The sequence below is a fragment of the Bradyrhizobium sp. 18BD genome (assembly GCF_054185225.1).
This window is the reverse complement of record NZ_JAVAYL010000030.1, coordinates 1-15,742: the sequence shown is the minus strand read 5'-3', so window position 1 is coordinate 15,742 and position 15,742 is coordinate 1. Positions and strand designations below refer to the sequence as shown.

The following is a 15,742-nucleotide window of genomic DNA, read 5'->3' as shown; positions in this document are numbered from 1 at the left end:
GATCGAAGTCGGCCAAGTCCTCGCGTCGTCTTAGCGCCGCACCTTGCGCATCGTCGCCAGCACGATATCAGCCGCGAGCACGCTCGGCGATTTGTTGCCGGTCGACATGATCTGGTCGAGCCGCGCGAACGCCTCGACCTGCCGCTTGCGCAGCGGCGTATCCGTGAGCAGCTCCGTCAGCGCCGGCGCGAGCTTCTCCGGCGTACAGTCCTCCTGCAGATATTCCGGAATGACGTCCTCGCCGATCACGAGATTGGCTAGGATCACCGAGGAGACGCGGATCGCGCGGCGCAGGATGAAGGCTTCCATCGCGCCGACACGATAGGCGGTCACCATGGGAATCCCCGACAGCGCGAGCTCCAGCGTCACCGTGCCGGATTTGGCCAGCGCGGCATGCGCGATGCGGAAGGCGGCGCGCCGCTCGGCCTCGCCGACCACGATCTGCGGCTTGACCGGCCAGCTCGCGATGCCCTCGCGCACGGTTGCTTCGAGATGCGGCATGGTCGGCAGCATCAGGTCGAACGCGCGGGCTTCGGCCTGGAGCCGCCCGAGCGTTGTGCCGAAGACGTCGAGATGATGCCGGATCTCGCTGCGGCGGCTGCCGGGCAGCACCAGCAGCACCGGCGGCTCGGTATCACGACGTGCCTGCTCCTCCGCGCTCGGCCGCAGCGAAGGCAATTGCTCGACCAGGGGATGGCCGACATAGCTGCAGGGCGGCCCGCCGAGCTTGCGATATTCCTCCGGCTCGAACGGCAACAGTCCGAGAACATGGTCGACATAGCCGAGCATGGCGCGCGCCCGGCCCGGCCGCCAGGCCCACACCGAGGGCGAGACGTAGTCGATCACCGGGATCGCGGGATTCTTCGCGCGCACGCGGCGGGCGACGCGATGGGTGAAATCCGGGCTGTCGATGATGACGAGCGCATCGGGCGCGGCTTCCAGCACGGCATCCGCGGTCTCGCGGATCAGCCGCAGGATCTTTGGCAATTGCTGGATCACCGCGGCGAAACCGACGATCGACAGCTCATCGATCGGAAACAGCGTCTCGAGCCCCTCGCGCGCCATAGTGCGGCCGCCGACGCCTTCGAACTGCACGCCGTCGCCGAGGCGCTGGCGCAGCACCTTCATCAAGGCGCTGCCGAGCCGGTCGCCGGATTCTTCCGTCGCGATCAGGAAAATCCTGCGCTTGGGATCGCGGTTCTGCATCACGCCGGCAGGCCGATGATGAAGAGATATTTGGCGTCGGCGAGCGCGATCATCGCCTGCGGCTCGGCGGCAATGGTGTTGCCGGCGATGACGGCGATGCCGGCAAGGCCGGCTTTCGCGACGCCCTCGATGGTCCGCGGCCCGATCGTAGGCAGGTCGAAGCGCAGATCCTGGCCACTCTTCGGTGCCTTCACCAGCACGCCGCGACCCGTGGCCGCGCGAATCCGCCCCTCCTCGCGCAGCCGCGCGACGCGCGCGAGCAGCGCATCGGTGCCCTCGATGTCCTCGACCGCCACGACATGGCCGTCGATCACCACGGCCGCCTGGCCGATGTCGAACGGCCCGAGCGCGGTCAGCACCGCGCGGCCGCGCTGGATGTCGGCCTTGGCATTGTCAGCCGGCCAGGCGCGGCTGATGCAGCCCTCGGGCATCAGCAGGTCGGGCGCGACGTCCTTGATGCCGACCATGCGAAAACCGCCTTGCTCAAGGATGCGGCCGACACCGGACAACAGATGATCGTCGCCGCCGCGGAAGGCTCGGATGACATTGCCGAGCAGCCGCAGCGTCGTGACATCGAAGCGGATTTCCGTGAGCGAAGGCCGCACCAGCGTGCCGATGAAGATCAGGTCGCGGCAGCCCTCCTCGCGGAACAGCCGCATGGCGCGGCCGAGCTGACCGACCGAGATCCAGCGATGGCGGAATTTGTCCACCTGCACCGGATCGCAGGCGCCTCGCAGCGGAAACAGCACCGGCGTGAAGCCGCGCGCGGCGAGCGAGTCGGCGACCGCGAACGGCATGGCGCCGCCGCCTGCGACCACGCCGACCGGCGATGAAATCTCCGCTGCCGCCGATGTCATGTCCGCGGCCATGCCAGGATCACTTCTCGATGGCGGGAAGACAGAGCGGGCGATGCTTGCCCTTGCCGATGAAGTCGAGGATCTCGGCAATCGCGGGGTCTTCCCCCGCCAGCGGCTGCGCCGCCGCGAGGCGCTCGGCGAACATGCCGGGGCCGTGGAAGAGCTTCTGGTAGAACGAACGCACGGTCGCCAGCCGCTGCTTGGTGAACTTGCGCCGCTTCATGCCGATGATGTTGAGACCTTCGAGCACGGCGTACTGGCCGTTGACCAGCCCGAACGGGATGATGTCGTCGCGCACGCCGCAAACGCCCCCGACCATCACCTGCGGCCCGATGCGGGTGAACTGGTGCACCGCGGACAGGCCGCCGATGAAAACGAAGTCGCCGATCTCGGCATGACCGCCGAGCGTCGCCGAGGTCGCGAAGATCACGTCATTGCCGACATGGCAGTCATGGCCGACATGGCTGCAATTCATGAAATAGCCGCGGTCGCCGACCGTGGTGATGCCGCCGCCGGCGACGGTACCGGCGTTCATGGTGACGGATTCGCGGATGGTGCAGCCCGAGCCGATCGTGAGCTTGGTCAGCTCGCCGCGATAGCTGAGCGACTGCGGCGGTGTGCCGAGCGAGGCGAAAGGATAGATGGTGCAATTGTCGCCGATGGTGGTCTGCGCCGTGATGTGCACATGCCCGATCAGCTTGCAGTTCGCGCCGATCACGACATGCGGGCCGATGATGCAAAAGGGCCCGATCTCGGTGCCCTCGCCGATCACGGCCCCGTCCTCGACCCGTGCGGTAGGATCAATCTTACTCATCAAGCAATCTGACTCATCAAGAAGGTCTGGTTAGGCTTTGAAGTCGCTCAGTTTTCCGCTGGTTAGCGCGACTATGCCCGATCTGTCCAGTGACGTATCATCTCGGCGTGTTTCAGGTGCCGGATGAGCCGGCCGCCGCAACGCCTCAACGCGTTCATGTGGAGCTTGAAGTCATCGTGGTCAGGGCCCTTGCAATCCTGCTCGCACAGCTCGCGACCGCGCCGGTCGTATCCGAGACGATCGAGACTGGCGAACATCGCCGCGTCGATCTCGAGACATTCGAATGCCGCGACATCACCCGCAGCACGGTGCTGCAGCGAGTCTGTTACGATCCCGCGCAGCAGCACCTTCTCGTCACGGTGAACGGCGCCTATGACCGCTATTGCGGCGTGACGGCGGACACGGTCGAGCACCTGCTGGGCGCACCGTCCATGGGCCAGTTCTTCAACCAGAACATCAAGCGCGATGTGACAGTCGGCCGTTACGCCTGCCCGACGCGCGAACGCGTCCAGAGGAGCTGATCTCGCTTAATCCGTCAGCATGGCGCCGACGTCGGCTTCCGCAACGACCTGGCCGTTGACCTTGGCGTCGCCGTGAAACCACCACATCGCCTTGCGGCGGCCGATCGAACGCATGTGGTATTCGATGGTATCGCCGGGCAGCACGGGCTTGCGGAACTTGCACTTGTCGATGGTGAGGAAATACACCGCGCGCGGCTTCTCGGTGCCCTCGACCGAGGTGATGCCGATCACGCCCGCCGTCTGCGCCATCGCCTCGATCATCATCACACCGGGATAGACCGGGCGCTCGGGAAAATGGCCCTGGAAGGCCGGTTCGTTGAAGGTGACGTTCTTGATGCCGATGCCGCTGTAATCGGCGCGGATGTTGATCACGCGGTCGATCAGCAGCATCGGGAAACGGTGCGGCAGCGTCCGGAGGATCGCATTGATATCCACCAGCTCGAACTTGATAGGCGATTCCTCCGTCATTCCCGTCCCTCGTTCTTCGGATCGGCCTTGCTGTCGCGTACCAGGCGCTCCACCGCGATAATTTCCTTGAACCACTGCTTGGTCGGCTTGGCAAAGTGCCCGCCCCAGCGGCCGCCCGGCGGAATGTCGTCCTTGACGGCGCTCATCGCGGTCACCTGGGCTCCGTCGCCGATCTTGAGGTGATTGTTGATACCAACCTTCGCTCCCAGCGCCACGTTGTCGCCGATGGTCAGGCTGCCGGCGAGGCCGATCTGGGCCGCCAGCAGGCAGTGCCGACCGATCGTCACATTGTGGCCGATCTGAACCTGATTGTCGATTTTGGTGCCCTCGCCGATCACGGTGTCACGCAGGGAGCCACGATCGATGGTGGTGTTGGCCCCGACCTCGACGTCGTTCTGGATCAGCACACGCCCGGTCTGCGGCACCTTCAGATGGCCCTCGGGGCCGAAGAAGATGAACCCATAGCCGTCCTGGCCGATCGAGCAGCCGGGATGGATCAGCACGTTGTTGCCGATCAGGGCGCACTGGATGGCGGTACGGGCGCCGACATTGCAGTCCCGGCCGATCTTGACGCCCGGGCCGATCACAGCCCCGACGCCGACCACTGTGCCGCTGCCGATCTCGACGTCGGCGCCGATCACCGCGAGGGGATCGACGATCACCCCGTCCTCGAGCCGCGCCGTGGGATCGATGATGGCGGACGGAGCGATGCGGTCATTGCCGACCCAGGATTGCGGCCTGAGCGCGTCCTCGTGCCACTCCCGGGCGATCCTGACGAAGGCCCTGAACGGCTGCGCCACCCGCAGCACGGCCACATGCGCGGGCACCTGGGCCTCGAAGCGCGGGCTCACCAGACAGGCGCCGGCCTTGGTCGCCTTGAGCTCATCGGCATATTTAAGGTTGTCGAAGAACGCCAAATGCATCGGGCCGGCCTCGTCGAGCGAAGCCAGGCCCGTGATGACGCGGTCGCCCCGTGTGAGGTCGACCAGCTGCGCCTTGGTCAGCGTGGCAATATCGGCCAGCGCTGTGGCAGGCGGTTTCTTGAAGAAGGTCGGCTGCGCCATTCCACCCCGTTGCGGTCCGGCTTCGGCATGAAGCGGTCAGGCCGCATCATGCCTTATCTCATGGATTGAGCACGATCTTTTTGAAAGATCGGCCCCCGAGAGAAACCCAAGAAGGGTAACCCAGGGGGCCGGATCATGCCGTGCTGTTCGAATTAGAACGTGGTGCCGCCGCCGAACCGGAACTCCTGCACACGGTCGTACTTGCCCTTGGTGAGCGGCACGGCGTAGTCGAAGCGCAAGGGTCCGAATGGTGACTGCCAGATCAGGCCGACACCAACCGACGAACGGACGGTATTGCCGTTGTCATACACCAGGCCGGTACAGGTGCCAGGCGTGGCCGGGTTGATCGTCGACGGCGTACAGTTCGAATTCCTGGTCGTGGTTATTTCGTTGGTCGCGAACCACGTCGTCGGTCCCTGATAGTCGAAGAGACCGCCAGCGTCAGCGTAGACCGCGCCCTTCAGACCCACTTCCTTCGGCAGGAACCAGAACGGCATCTGCAATTCGAGCGAAGCGCCCCAATATTTGGTGCCGCCAAGCGCGTCCTGCGTGCCGTAGGGATTCAAATCGCGCGGGCCGATGCCATTCGGGGCAAAGCCGCGGACAAGGTTCGGCCCCATCTGGAACTGATCGAGCATGCGCAGTTCCTTGTTGCCGATCTGGTTCAGCATGCCCCCCTGCATGTGCACGAGGCCGACGATATCAGACACCAGCGGTGTGTAGTACTTCGCGTCGACCACCGACTTCAGGTAGGAGACGTCGCCGCCGACGCCGGCGAAGTCCTGGCGGAAGTCGACGAGCAGACCGTCGGTGGGGTTCTTGTTGTTGTCCAGCGTGTTGTAGCTCAGCGTGTAGCCGAGAGCCGAGGTCAGGGTCTTGCCGCCGGCAAGCTCTTTGCGCACCGGCAACGAGGCTTCGCCGTCGCTGTAGCAGCCAAGGCCGTTCGTCGAGGCGAGACTAATACCATTGGCATTGGCAAAGGCTGGGCTCGGGTTGAAGAGCGGATTCGGCGTCACGCCATCCGCCAGGAACTGGTTGTTGTTACAGTTCGCCAAGTAGGACGGCAGCGTAATTTCCTGCTGGTAGATCGAGTAGCGCAGCTGGAGCGACAGATCTTCACGCAAGGAGAAGCCGAGGCGCGGCGAGAAGCCGAGCGTCTTGGTGCCGTAGGAGATGTAGCTGTTGGACAGCTGCTGGCGCTGATAGAGGTCGAGACCCAGCGCGACGCGGTAGTCGAGCAGATAGGGTTCGACGAACGACAACGAGTAGCCGCGCGCGTACTGGCCGTAGGTCACCGACGCCTTGGCGAACAGGCCGCGGCCAAGCAGGTTACGCTCGGAGACCGAGACTTCGGCGAGCGCACCGTCGGTCGTGGAGTAACCGCCCGAGATCGAGAAGTCGCCGGTCGATTTCTCTTCCATGTCGACGATCAGGATGACGCGGTCGCTCGAGGAGCCCGGCTCCGTCGTGATCTTCACGCTCTTGAAGTAGTCGAGGTTCTTCAGGCGGCGCTCGGCACGATCGACCAGCGCGCGGTTGTAGGCATCGCCCTCGGAGATGTCGAACTCGCGGCGGATCACGTAGTCGCGCGTGCGGGTGTTGCCGCGCAGATTGATGCGCTCGATATAGGTGCGCGGGCCCTCGTCGATGTTGAACACGACGTTGACCGTGTGCGCGTCAAAATTGCGGTCGCCGCCGGGACGGACCACGGCGAAGGCATAGCCGCGGCGCGAGGCCTCGATCTGCATCTCCTCGACCGACTTCTCGACCGACTCGACGTTGTAGAGCGAGCCGACATTGACGCGCGAATAGCTGCGCATCGAGGTGGGGTCGAAGTTCGGAATGCTGGTGCGGAAGTCGACCGCGCCGACGCGGTACTGCGCGCCTTCCTCGATCTTGAAGGTGACGTTGAAGCCCTTCTTCTCCGGATCGTATTCGGTCAGCGCGGCGACGACCTGGACGTCGGCGAAACCGTTCTTGAGATAGAAGCGGCGGATCAGGTCGCGGTCGGCTTCGACGCGATCGGGATCGTAGATGTCGCTGCTGGCGAGGAAGCTCAGCAGGTTCGATTCGTGCGTCTTGATGACGTCGCGCAGGCGATAGGACGAGAACGCGTTGTTGCCGACGAACTCGATCGACTTGACGCCGGTCTTGGCGCCTTCCTCGATCGTGAAGACCAGGTCGACGCGGTTGTTCGGCTGCTCGATGATCTCGGGCGTGACGCGCACGTCGTAGCGGCCGGAGCGGCGATAGATCTCGGCGATTCGCAGCGTGTCGGACTGCACCATGGCGCGGGAGAAGGTGCCGCGCGCCTTGGACTGGACCTCAGCGGTGAGCTGCTCGTCCTTGATCTTCTTGTTGCCCTCGAAGGCGATGCGGCCGATCACCGGGTTTTCCACCACGGAGACGATGATCTGGCCACCGGCGCCACGGTTGATTCGGACGTCCTGGAACAGGCCCGTCTCGATCAGCGCCTTGAGGCCATCATCGATGGCGCCCTGATCCAGGCGACCGCCCGGACCCGGCTTGAAATAGGAGCGGATCGTCTCCACCTCGACACGGCGATTCCCTTCGACGGAAATCGACTGGACGGTCTGCGCAAGCGCAGACGAAGACACCAAAACAGCCCCAACCGGGGCAACCACCGGCGCGCCGAACAAGATCAGGGTTGCGAGCAAGCCCCCCCGGAGTCGCAGTCCAAACTTCATTGCGCAACGCGCCCTTATCAGTACCAGACCCAACCCCAACGCCGGTCTGGGAGATTCCCCAAGTTCGAAGCCGCTTGTAGCCAATTTCCTCGGTGCCGCAAACGGCAGCAGACACCGTAATTTCAATTTCATTCCAAGACGTTGCTGATCAGCAACGCCACAAAAAAGCCCGTATTAGGAAGCGGCCATCCGCAGGATGTCATTGTAGGTGGCAAACACCATCAACATCAGCACCAAACCCAGCCCGATTCGGAACCCCATCTCCTGGGTCCGCTCGGACAAGGGCCGGCCGCGAACGACTTCCGCCGCATAGAACATAAGGTGGCCACCATCGAGCAGCGGGATCGGGAACAGGTTCAGCAGGCCAATCGACACCGACAGCACTGCGCACAGATTGATCACGAACTGGAACCCGGCGCTGGCCGCCTGTCCCGACATCTTGGCGATGCCGAGCACGCCGCTGACCTCGTTCGGATTGCCCTGCCCGACAAACAGCGAGCCCAGGAACTTGAAGGTGCTGGTGATGATGAACCAGACCTGCTCGACCCCGATCTTGAGCGCTTCGCCGACGCCGACCGGCGCGGTCGAGGCCTCACCGGCCTGCGACTTGTGCTCGACGCCGAGAACGCCGACCCGATGGCTGTTGCCGAACGGGTCCTTGCGGTCGAGCAGCGCCGGGGTCGCGGTCAGCGACACGATGGCGCCGTCCCGCTTCACCTGGAAAGCAAGCGCAGAACCGGCGTTCATCGCCACGATTCGCTGCATGTCTGCAAAGCTCTCGATCGGCTTGCCGTCGATCTGGACGACGACGTCCCCGATCTTGAAGCCGGCCGTGGCTGCCGCGCCGTCGGCGACGACGCCATCGACCCGCGCGATCGTGCTCGGCTTGCCATAATACAGCGCCATGCCGGCGAAGATCAGCGCGCCCAGGATGAAATTGGCGATCGGCCCGGCCGCAACGATGGCTGCCCGCGGGCCGACCTTCTTGTGGTGGAAGCTGCCGGCGCGCTCCTCGGCGGTCATCGCCGCCAGCGTCTCGGCCGACGGGGTCGAGGCCTCGCTCTCGTCACCGAAGAACTTGACGTAGCCGCCGAGCGGGATCGCCGAAATCTTCCAGCGGGTGCCGTGGCGGTCGTTGAAACCGACCAGCTCAGGTCCGAAACCGAGCGAGAAGGTTAGGACCCGGACGCCTGCCCAGCGCGCGACCAGAAAGTGGCCGAGCTCATGGAAGAACACGACGATGGTCAGGACGAAGAGGAAGGGAACAACGTAGCCGAGGAGCCCATGGCTCAACGCATTGAAACTATGGGTAAAAAAGTCGATCATCGAATTCCCTCATCCAGCGCCGCAAGGCCCTGGCCCCGAACCATCTAGGATGCCTTTAAGGCAATTTGAGGCAATAGGGCGGCAGCTCTATTTCGAGCAACATGGTCAACGGATATTGCGTCATCCGCGGACGTCATCGGGGCCTGGTTCCCGCCGCGGACCCAGTCGTCCAGCGTCGCCTCGACCAGCCGCGCGATGGCGCCGAAGCGGATCTTGCCGGCGATGAAGGCGGCGACCGCGACCTCGTTGGCGGCGTTGTAGACCGTGGTCGCCCCCTTCCCGGTCCGCAGCGAATCGAACGCCAGCCGCAGTCCGGGGAACCGTTCGAAATCCGGCGCCTCGAAGGTGAGCTGGCCGATCTTGGCGAGGTCCAGCTTGGCCGCCGGTCCCTTGATGCGGTCGGGCCAGCCGAGGCAGTGCGCGATCGGGGTGCGCATGTCGGGCGAGCCGAGCTGCGCCATCACCGAGCGGTCGGAGAACTCGACCATGCCGTGGATGATCGACTGCGGATGCACCAGGACGTCGATCTCGTCGGGCGAGAGCGCGAACAAATAGGACGCCTCGATCACTTCGAGGCCCTTGTTCATCATCGAGGCGGAATCGATCGTGATCTTCTGGCCCATGCTCCAGTTGGGATGCTTCAGGGCCTGCTCGAGCGTTGCCTGCTCGATGTCGGCGGGCTTCCAGGTCCGGAACGGGCCGCCCGACGCGGTGATGATGACGCGGACCAGTTCGTCGCGATTGCCCGATGCCAGCGCCTGGAACAGCGCGTTGTGCTCGGAATCGGCCGGCAGGATGCAGGCACCGGCTTTTGCCGCGCGCTGCATGAAGAAATCACCGGCGCAGACGAGACATTCCTTGTTGGCGAGCGCGACATGGGCGCCGCGATCAACCGCCGCCAATGCCGGCTTCAGACCGGCCGCGCCGCTGACCGCCGCCATCACCCAATCGGCCGGACGGGCGCCCGCCTCGATGACGGCGCTCTCGCCGGCGCCGCATTCGGTGCTCGTGCCCGCGAGCGCAGCCTTGAGCTCGCCGAGCTTGGAAGCGTCCGCGATCGCGACGTAGCGCGCGGAAAACTCCTTGGCGAGCTTGGCCAGCGCCTCGACGTTGCTGTTCGCGGTCAAGGCTTCGACGCGGTAGCGCTCGGGCGAGGCACGCAGCAAATCCATCGTGCTGTCGCCGATCGAGCCGGTGGCACCGAGGACTGTGACGCTGCGGATGTCGGACGCAGCAAGCCTGTTATTACGCAAGGGAACGGCGCTCATATCCTCACCAAACCATAAGACCGCTTCCGGCGCTATGCACACCATGGCGGAGAAAGCCGATAAGCCATGCCGCCAGGATGGCGGCGACAAAACCGTCCAGACGGTCCAATAGACCGCCATGACCGGGAATTAAGTGACTGGAATCCTTGACGCCGAAGCGCCGCTTCACGGCAGATTCGAAGAGATCGCCGAGCTGCGACACCACCGACAGGACCGCGCTGACGAGCAGCAGCGGAACTGCCTTCCCGATCCCGCACGCGGCAAAGCCGGCGGCGACCGCAAGGCTCGCCGTGAAGCCGCCGAGGGCGCCGGACCAAGTCTTCTTCGGGCTGACGCGTGGCCAGAGCTTCGGACCGCCGATGCTGCGGCCGGCGAAATAGCCACCGATATCGGTCGCCCACACCACCAGCAGAATGAACATCAGCGCGGAGAAACCGTTGGCGAGATCCTTCCGCACCAGGATCGAGGCGAGCAGGGCCGCCGCGGCGTAGGCAAAGCCGGTCGCCGCCCAGACGAACTTGCCGCGCGCGATCAGCATGATGATCGCGCCGCCGACGCAGCCGACGATGATGGCGGTCTTGAGCGCGCCAGCGGCAACGCACAGACCCATCATGGCGATGACGACCGTCCCCGCCCCGGTCAGCGCGGCTGAGCCCGCGCCCACAACCGTCAGCCATTCCGCGAACAGCCCGATCGACACCAGGGTGACGAGCAGCGCCCACAGCCAGCCGCCGGCATAGGCGGCCGCGATGGTGAGCGGCGCCAGCACCAGCGCTGCGAGAACCCGCATCACGAGATTGCTCGGGGCAGGCTTGGCGCCCGCCGATGCGGCGTCTGGTTCGCTCACGAGGCGGTTTTCGCGACCAGGCCGCCGAAACGGCGCTCGCGCCTGGCAAATTCGGCGATCGCGCCTTCCAGCGCCGCCTTGTCGAAATCGGGCCAGTGGATCGGCACGAACACCAGCTCGCTATAGGCGGCCTGCCACATCAGGAAGTTGGACAGGCGCTGCTCGCCGCTGGTGCGGATGATGAGATCGGGATCGGGAATGTCGGGTGCATCGAGATGCGCGCCAAGCGTCTCGGCGTCGATCGAAGCAGGATCGCGCTTGCCCTCGGCAACTTCGCGCGCGAGCTTCTGCGCCGCCTTCGCGATCTCATGCCGCGAGCCGTAGTTGAAGGCGACGACCAGCGTGAGGCGCGTGTTGTCGCGCGTCAGCTCCTCGGCCTCGTTCAGCAGCGCACAGATGTCGCCCTCGAGCCCGTCGCGCTCGCCGATGATGCGGACCTTGACGCCATCGCGATGCAGGCTGGCGAGGTCGTTGCGGATGAAGCGGCGGAGCAAACCGAAGAGATCGCCGATCTCGCTCGCCGGCCGCGACCAGTTCTCCGACGAGAACGAGAAGATGGTGAGGTAGCGGATGCCGAGTTCGTGCGAGGCCCGCACCACGCGGCGCAACGCCTCGACGCCGCGGCGATGCCCCTCTGCACGCGGCAGGCCGCGCGCGGCCGCCCAACGCCCGTTGCCATCCATGATGATGGCGACATGCGCAGGCGCGTCGGACCGGTCGGGTCCTTCCGTTGCAGGCGCGGCGGCGTTGGACATGGAAGCGGCCTTAAAGCATGACCCGGAAAAATGCGAAGCGACTTTCCGAAACGATCATGCGCGAACAATAACCCAAAGCGCGATGACAATTCACCGCGCTTTAGACGGTGAGGATCTCTTTTTCCTTGGCGGCCAGCAGCTGGTCGATCTCGGTGATGGTGCCGTCGGTGGCCTTCTGCACCTCGTCGGCGTGACGCTTCTGGTCGTCCTCCGACATCTCGTGATTCTTCTCGAGCTTCTTGAGAACGTCGAGACCGTCGCGGCGGACGTGGCGCGCGGCGACCTTGGCGGCTTCGGCGTATTTGTGCGCGACCTTCACCAGCTCCTTGCGGCGCTCCTCGTTGAGCTCGGGGATGCGCAGGCGCAGCACCTGGCCTTCGGTCGCGGGCGACAGGCCGAGATTGGAATCGACGATCGCCTTTTCCACCGCCTTGACCATCGACTTGTCCCAGACCTGCACCGAGATCAGGCGCGGCTCCGGCACGCTGACGGTGGCGAGCTGATTGAGCGGCATGTGGCTGCCATAGGCATCGACCTGCACCGGATCGAGCATCGAGGCCGAGGCGCGGCCGGTGCGCAAGCCGCCAAGCTCGTGCTTGAGCGACTGGACGGCGCCCTGCATGCGACGCTTCACTTCGTTGAGGTCGAAATTACCCGTGGCCATCACGTTTCTCCTTCAAAATCCCGGCGACCTCGCGCCCCTGCTTCTGGGGCGCGCCAGATGAGCCGTCAGCCGGCGACGATGGTTCCGTGGCCGGCGCCACGCAGAATCGCGCCGATCGAACCGGGCTCCGCGATCGAAAATACGATGATAGGCAGTGACGTCTCGCGGGCAAGTGCGAAGGCGGTCGCATCCATCACCTTGTAGCCGCCCTCGATCGCCTGAGAATGCGTCAGACGGTCGAATCGCGTCGCGGTCGGGTCTTTCTTGGGGTCGGCCGAGTAGACGCCGTCCACATTGGTCGCCTTCAGCACCGCCTGGGCGCCGATCTCGGCGGCGCGCAGCACCGCGGTCGTGTCGGTGGTGAAGAACGGATTGCCGGTTCCGCCGCCAAGCAGCAGGATCCGGCCCTCGGCGAGATATTTGTGCGCTGCCGTGCGGGTAAACAGCTCGGAAACCTCGGGCATGACGAACGCCGAGAGAGCCCTCGCCGGCATGCCCTTGCGCTCGATCGTGGCTTCGAGCGCCAGGCAGTTCATCATGGTGGCAAGCATGCCCATGGTGTCGCCGGTCGGGCGCGATACGCCGCGGGAGGACACCTCGACACCGCGAAAGATATTGCCGCCGCCGATCACGACCGCGACCTCGGTGCCGAGCTGGCGGGCGGCGATCAGATCGTCCGCAACCCGGTCCATGGTCGGCTGATCGATGCCAAAGCCTTGCTGTCCCGCGAGATATTCGCCGGACAGCTTGATCACGACGCGACGATAGACCGGATCAGTCATGAGCACTTTCCTCGTCCGGGCGCCGCTTCCGGCGGCACGCCGGAAGGAACGTTCCGGCGCTTACTTCTTGCCGCTGGCCGCCGCGACCTCGGCCGCGAAGTCGCTTTCCTGCTTCTCGATTCCCTCACCGAGAGCATAGCGCACAAAGCCCGCGATCTTGATCGCGCCGCCGACCTTGCCTTCGGCTTCCTTCACCGCCTGCGCCACCGACTTGCCGGTGTCGTGGATGAAGGCCTGCTCGAGCAGACAGACCTCCTTGTAATAGGTCTTGAGGCCGGACTCGACGATCTTCTCGATCACGTTCTCCGGCTTGCCCTGCTGGCGATACTTGTCGGCGAGCACGTCCTTCTCGCGCTTGACGACCGCCTGATCGAGACCGGACGGATCGAGCGCCAGCGGGTTGGCGGCCGCGATGTGCATCGCGATCTGGCGGCCGAGCGTCGCGAGCTCGTCGGCCTTGCCGGGCGATTCCAGCGCGACGATCACGCCCATCTTGCCGGCGCCGTCGATGACGGCACCGTGGACGTAGTGCGACACCACGCCCTGGCTCACCTCGAGCGCAGCGGCACGGCGCAGCGTCATGTTCTCGCCAATGGTGGCGATCGCGTCATTGATCGCGGTTTCCACCGTGACGTCGCCGACCTTGGCGGCCTTGATCTTCTCGACATCGGCGCCGGCGTCGAAGGCAACCTGGGCAACCATCTTGACCAGGCCCTGGAACTGGCCGTTGCGCGCGACGAAGTCGGTCTCGGAGTTGACCTCGACCACGACGCCCTTGTTGCCCTTGGTAAGCGCGCCAATCAGGCCTTCGGCCGCAACGCGGCCCGACTTCTTGGCAGCCTTCGACAGGCCCTTCTTGCGCAGCCAATCCTGCGCCGCTTCCATATTGCCGTCGTTCTCGGTCAGCGCGGCCTTGCAGTCCATCATGCCTGCGCCGGTGGACTCGCGCAGATCCTTGACCATCGCAGCAGTGATCGTTGCCATCGTTGAAAATCCTTCTTGCCTGCCGGTTCGCCGCGGCGTGGCTCCAATTGCCCCGCCGCGGTCCATCTCAGGAATTCGCGTCAACTGAATGAAATGGTGGCCGGATCCGATCCGGCCAGCCGATCGCTCTTTTTGACTATTCCGCTTCTGCGGTCAGCGCCTTGGCCTTGGCCACCCAGGCGTCCGCGCGGCTCGGCAGACCGACTTCTTCGCCGATCGTGTGCGCGGTGTCGTGGTCGAGCTCGGCGAGCTGCCAGTAGTGGAAGATGCCGAGGTCGTTGAACTTCTTCTCGATCGCACCCGACACGCCCGGGAGCTTCTTGAGGTCGTCGGCGGTGCCGCGCGGACCGGCAAGGCCCTGGAAGCCGCTCGAGGACGCCGCCGGCAGATCTTCGGCGAGCGGACGGGCGGAGGCACCGATGTCGATGCCCGAATCGCCCTGGGCACGCGAGATGCCGTCGATCGCCGCACGCGCGATCAGGTCGCAATACAGCGCGATGGCGCGGCCGGCGTCGTCATTGCCGGGGACCACATAGGTGATGCCCTTCGGGTCCGAATTGGTGTCGACGATCGCGGCGACCGGGATGTTGAGGCGCTGGGCCTCCTGGATCGCGATGTCTTCCTTGTTGGTGTCGATCACGAAGATCAGGTCGGGCAGACCGCCCATGTCCTTGATGCCGCCGAGCGAACGATCGAGCTTGTCGCGCTCGCGCTGCAGCGTCAGGCGCTCCTTCTTCGTGTAGGAATTGGCTTCGCCGCCCGAGAGCACGTCGTCGAGATGACGCAGGCGCTTGATCGAGGCCGAGATCGTCTTCCAGTTGGTCAGCGTGCCGCCGAGCCAGCGCGAATTGACGAAATACTGCGCGCAGCGCTTGGCCGCGTCAGCAACGCCGTCCTGCGCCTGGCGCTTGGTGCCGACGAACAGGATGCGGCCGCCCTTGGCGACGGTGTCGCTGACGGCCTGAAGGGCCGTGTGCAGCATCGGCACGGTCTGGGCGAGGTCGACGATGTGAATGTTGTTGCGCGCGCCGAAAATGAACGGAGCCATTTTCGGATTCCAGCGGTGCGACTGGTGTCCAAAGTGCACGCCGGCTTCGAGGAGCTGACGCATAGTGAAATCGGGTAGTGCCATCGTTCTAATTCTCCGGTTGGTTCCTCCGGAAACGTGTGAGCAAAACGGAGCGTTCTCGCCCCGGCTGCCACCGGACGGCCTTGTGAGCCATGTTTCCGTGTGAGATGGCGCGCTATATAGCGCCATTTCGGCCAGAAGCAAGGAAATAAGGGCCTTTCGGGGGCGGTTTTCGCCCGGGAAAGGCCCATTCCGTAATTACCCCTGCTCCCTAGCATTTCGGCTGGTTGGGGGGACATTTCTTGGGCGCCGGCGCAGCGGGGCGTGGCGGCGGTGCGGCCGGACGCGGCGGGGCGACGGCCACCCTCGGCGGAGGCGGAGACCGGCAGAGCGTCGGGTAGGGAAAGAG

Annotated in this window: 15 protein-coding genes; 1 reads left to right on the top strand and 14 read right to left on the bottom strand. The window is 64.9% G+C overall.

Going from position 1 to position 15,742, the window contains the following annotated elements; all coding sequences use genetic code 11:
* Positions 1 to 30 precede the first annotated feature (30 nt).
* From lpxB to lpxA, 3 genes are read right to left on the bottom strand one after another with little or no spacing between them, the layout of a single operon-like run.
* Positions 31 to 1,209 carry a lipid-A-disaccharide synthase gene (gene lpxB, locus RAD16_RS37040; protein ID WP_458162810.1) on the bottom strand — a complete coding sequence of 393 codons (1,179 nt, stop codon included), beginning with the start codon at positions 1,207 to 1,209 and terminating at the stop codon, positions 31 to 33.
* Complete coding sequence (locus RAD16_RS37035; RefSeq protein ID WP_458162884.1) at positions 1,206 to 2,063, bottom strand: LpxI family protein; 858 nt, start codon at positions 2,061 to 2,063, stop codon at positions 1,206 to 1,208. The genes lpxB and RAD16_RS37035 overlap by 4 nt, the downstream gene beginning before the upstream one ends.
* A 19-nt stretch (positions 2,064 to 2,082) precedes the next feature.
* On the bottom strand, positions 2,083 to 2,877 hold the full coding sequence (gene lpxA, locus RAD16_RS37030) for an acyl-ACP--UDP-N-acetylglucosamine O-acyltransferase (RefSeq protein WP_458162809.1): 795 nt from the start codon (positions 2,875 to 2,877) through the stop codon (positions 2,083 to 2,085).
* A 176-nt stretch (positions 2,878 to 3,053) separates the two neighbouring features.
* Between lpxA and RAD16_RS37025 the strand changes: the two genes are divergently transcribed.
* Complete coding sequence (locus RAD16_RS37025) at positions 3,054 to 3,398, top strand: KTSC domain-containing protein (protein WP_458162883.1); 345 nt, start codon at positions 3,054 to 3,056, stop codon at positions 3,396 to 3,398.
* Between the two features lie 6 nt (positions 3,399 to 3,404).
* Here RAD16_RS37025 and fabZ read toward each other — a convergent pair whose 3' ends face one another.
* From fabZ to RAD16_RS36970, 11 genes are all read right to left on the bottom strand, one after another.
* Positions 3,405 to 3,866, bottom strand: a complete 462-nt coding sequence (gene fabZ, locus RAD16_RS37020; protein ID WP_326899493.1) for a 3-hydroxyacyl-ACP dehydratase FabZ — start codon at positions 3,864 to 3,866, stop codon at positions 3,405 to 3,407.
* The gene (gene lpxD / locus RAD16_RS37015; protein ID WP_458162808.1) at positions 3,863 to 4,930 is read right to left on the bottom strand and encodes a UDP-3-O-(3-hydroxymyristoyl)glucosamine N-acyltransferase; all 1,068 of its coding nucleotides are present in this window, start codon (positions 4,928 to 4,930) and stop codon (positions 3,863 to 3,865) included. The genes fabZ and lpxD overlap by 4 nt, the downstream gene beginning before the upstream one ends.
* A gap of 152 nt (positions 4,931 to 5,082) precedes the next feature.
* Entirely contained in the window at positions 5,083 to 7,638 is a 2,556-nt protein-coding gene (bamA, locus tag RAD16_RS37010; RefSeq protein WP_458162807.1) for an outer membrane protein assembly factor BamA, read from the bottom strand.
* A gap of 174 nt (positions 7,639 to 7,812) precedes the next feature.
* The gene (gene rseP / locus RAD16_RS37005) at positions 7,813 to 8,964 is read right to left on the bottom strand and encodes an RIP metalloprotease RseP (RefSeq protein WP_458162806.1); all 1,152 of its coding nucleotides are present in this window, start codon (positions 8,962 to 8,964) and stop codon (positions 7,813 to 7,815) included.
* 44 nt (positions 8,965 to 9,008) lie between these two features.
* Positions 9,009 to 10,232: a 1-deoxy-D-xylulose-5-phosphate reductoisomerase gene (gene dxr / locus RAD16_RS37000; RefSeq protein ID WP_458162805.1), complete on the bottom strand. Its 1,224-nt coding sequence runs from the start codon at positions 10,230 to 10,232 to the stop codon at positions 9,009 to 9,011.
* A 4-nt stretch (positions 10,233 to 10,236) separates the two neighbouring features.
* Entirely contained in the window at positions 10,237 to 11,079 is an 843-nt protein-coding gene (locus RAD16_RS36995) for a phosphatidate cytidylyltransferase (RefSeq protein WP_458162804.1), read from the bottom strand.
* Positions 11,076 to 11,834 (bottom strand): isoprenyl transferase, encoded by a 759-nt coding sequence (locus RAD16_RS36990; RefSeq protein WP_458162803.1) that lies wholly within the window; start codon positions 11,832 to 11,834, stop codon positions 11,076 to 11,078. The genes RAD16_RS36995 and RAD16_RS36990 overlap by 4 nt, the downstream gene beginning before the upstream one ends.
* Positions 11,835 to 11,934: 100 nt before the next feature.
* Positions 11,935 to 12,498, bottom strand: a complete 564-nt coding sequence (frr, locus tag RAD16_RS36985; RefSeq protein WP_283086728.1) for a ribosome recycling factor — start codon at positions 12,496 to 12,498, stop codon at positions 11,935 to 11,937.
* Between the two features lie 65 nt (positions 12,499 to 12,563).
* Complete coding sequence (gene pyrH / locus RAD16_RS36980; RefSeq protein ID WP_458162802.1) at positions 12,564 to 13,280, bottom strand: UMP kinase; 717 nt, start codon at positions 13,278 to 13,280, stop codon at positions 12,564 to 12,566.
* A 60-nt stretch (positions 13,281 to 13,340) separates the two neighbouring features.
* Positions 13,341 to 14,264, bottom strand: a complete 924-nt coding sequence (gene tsf, locus RAD16_RS36975) for a translation elongation factor Ts (protein WP_458162801.1) — start codon at positions 14,262 to 14,264, stop codon at positions 13,341 to 13,343.
* Positions 14,265 to 14,400: 136 nt separating this feature from the next.
* Positions 14,401 to 15,396 (bottom strand): 30S ribosomal protein S2, encoded by a 996-nt coding sequence (locus tag RAD16_RS36970; RefSeq protein WP_458162800.1) that lies wholly within the window; start codon positions 15,394 to 15,396, stop codon positions 14,401 to 14,403.
* Positions 15,397 to 15,742 lie beyond the last annotated feature (346 nt).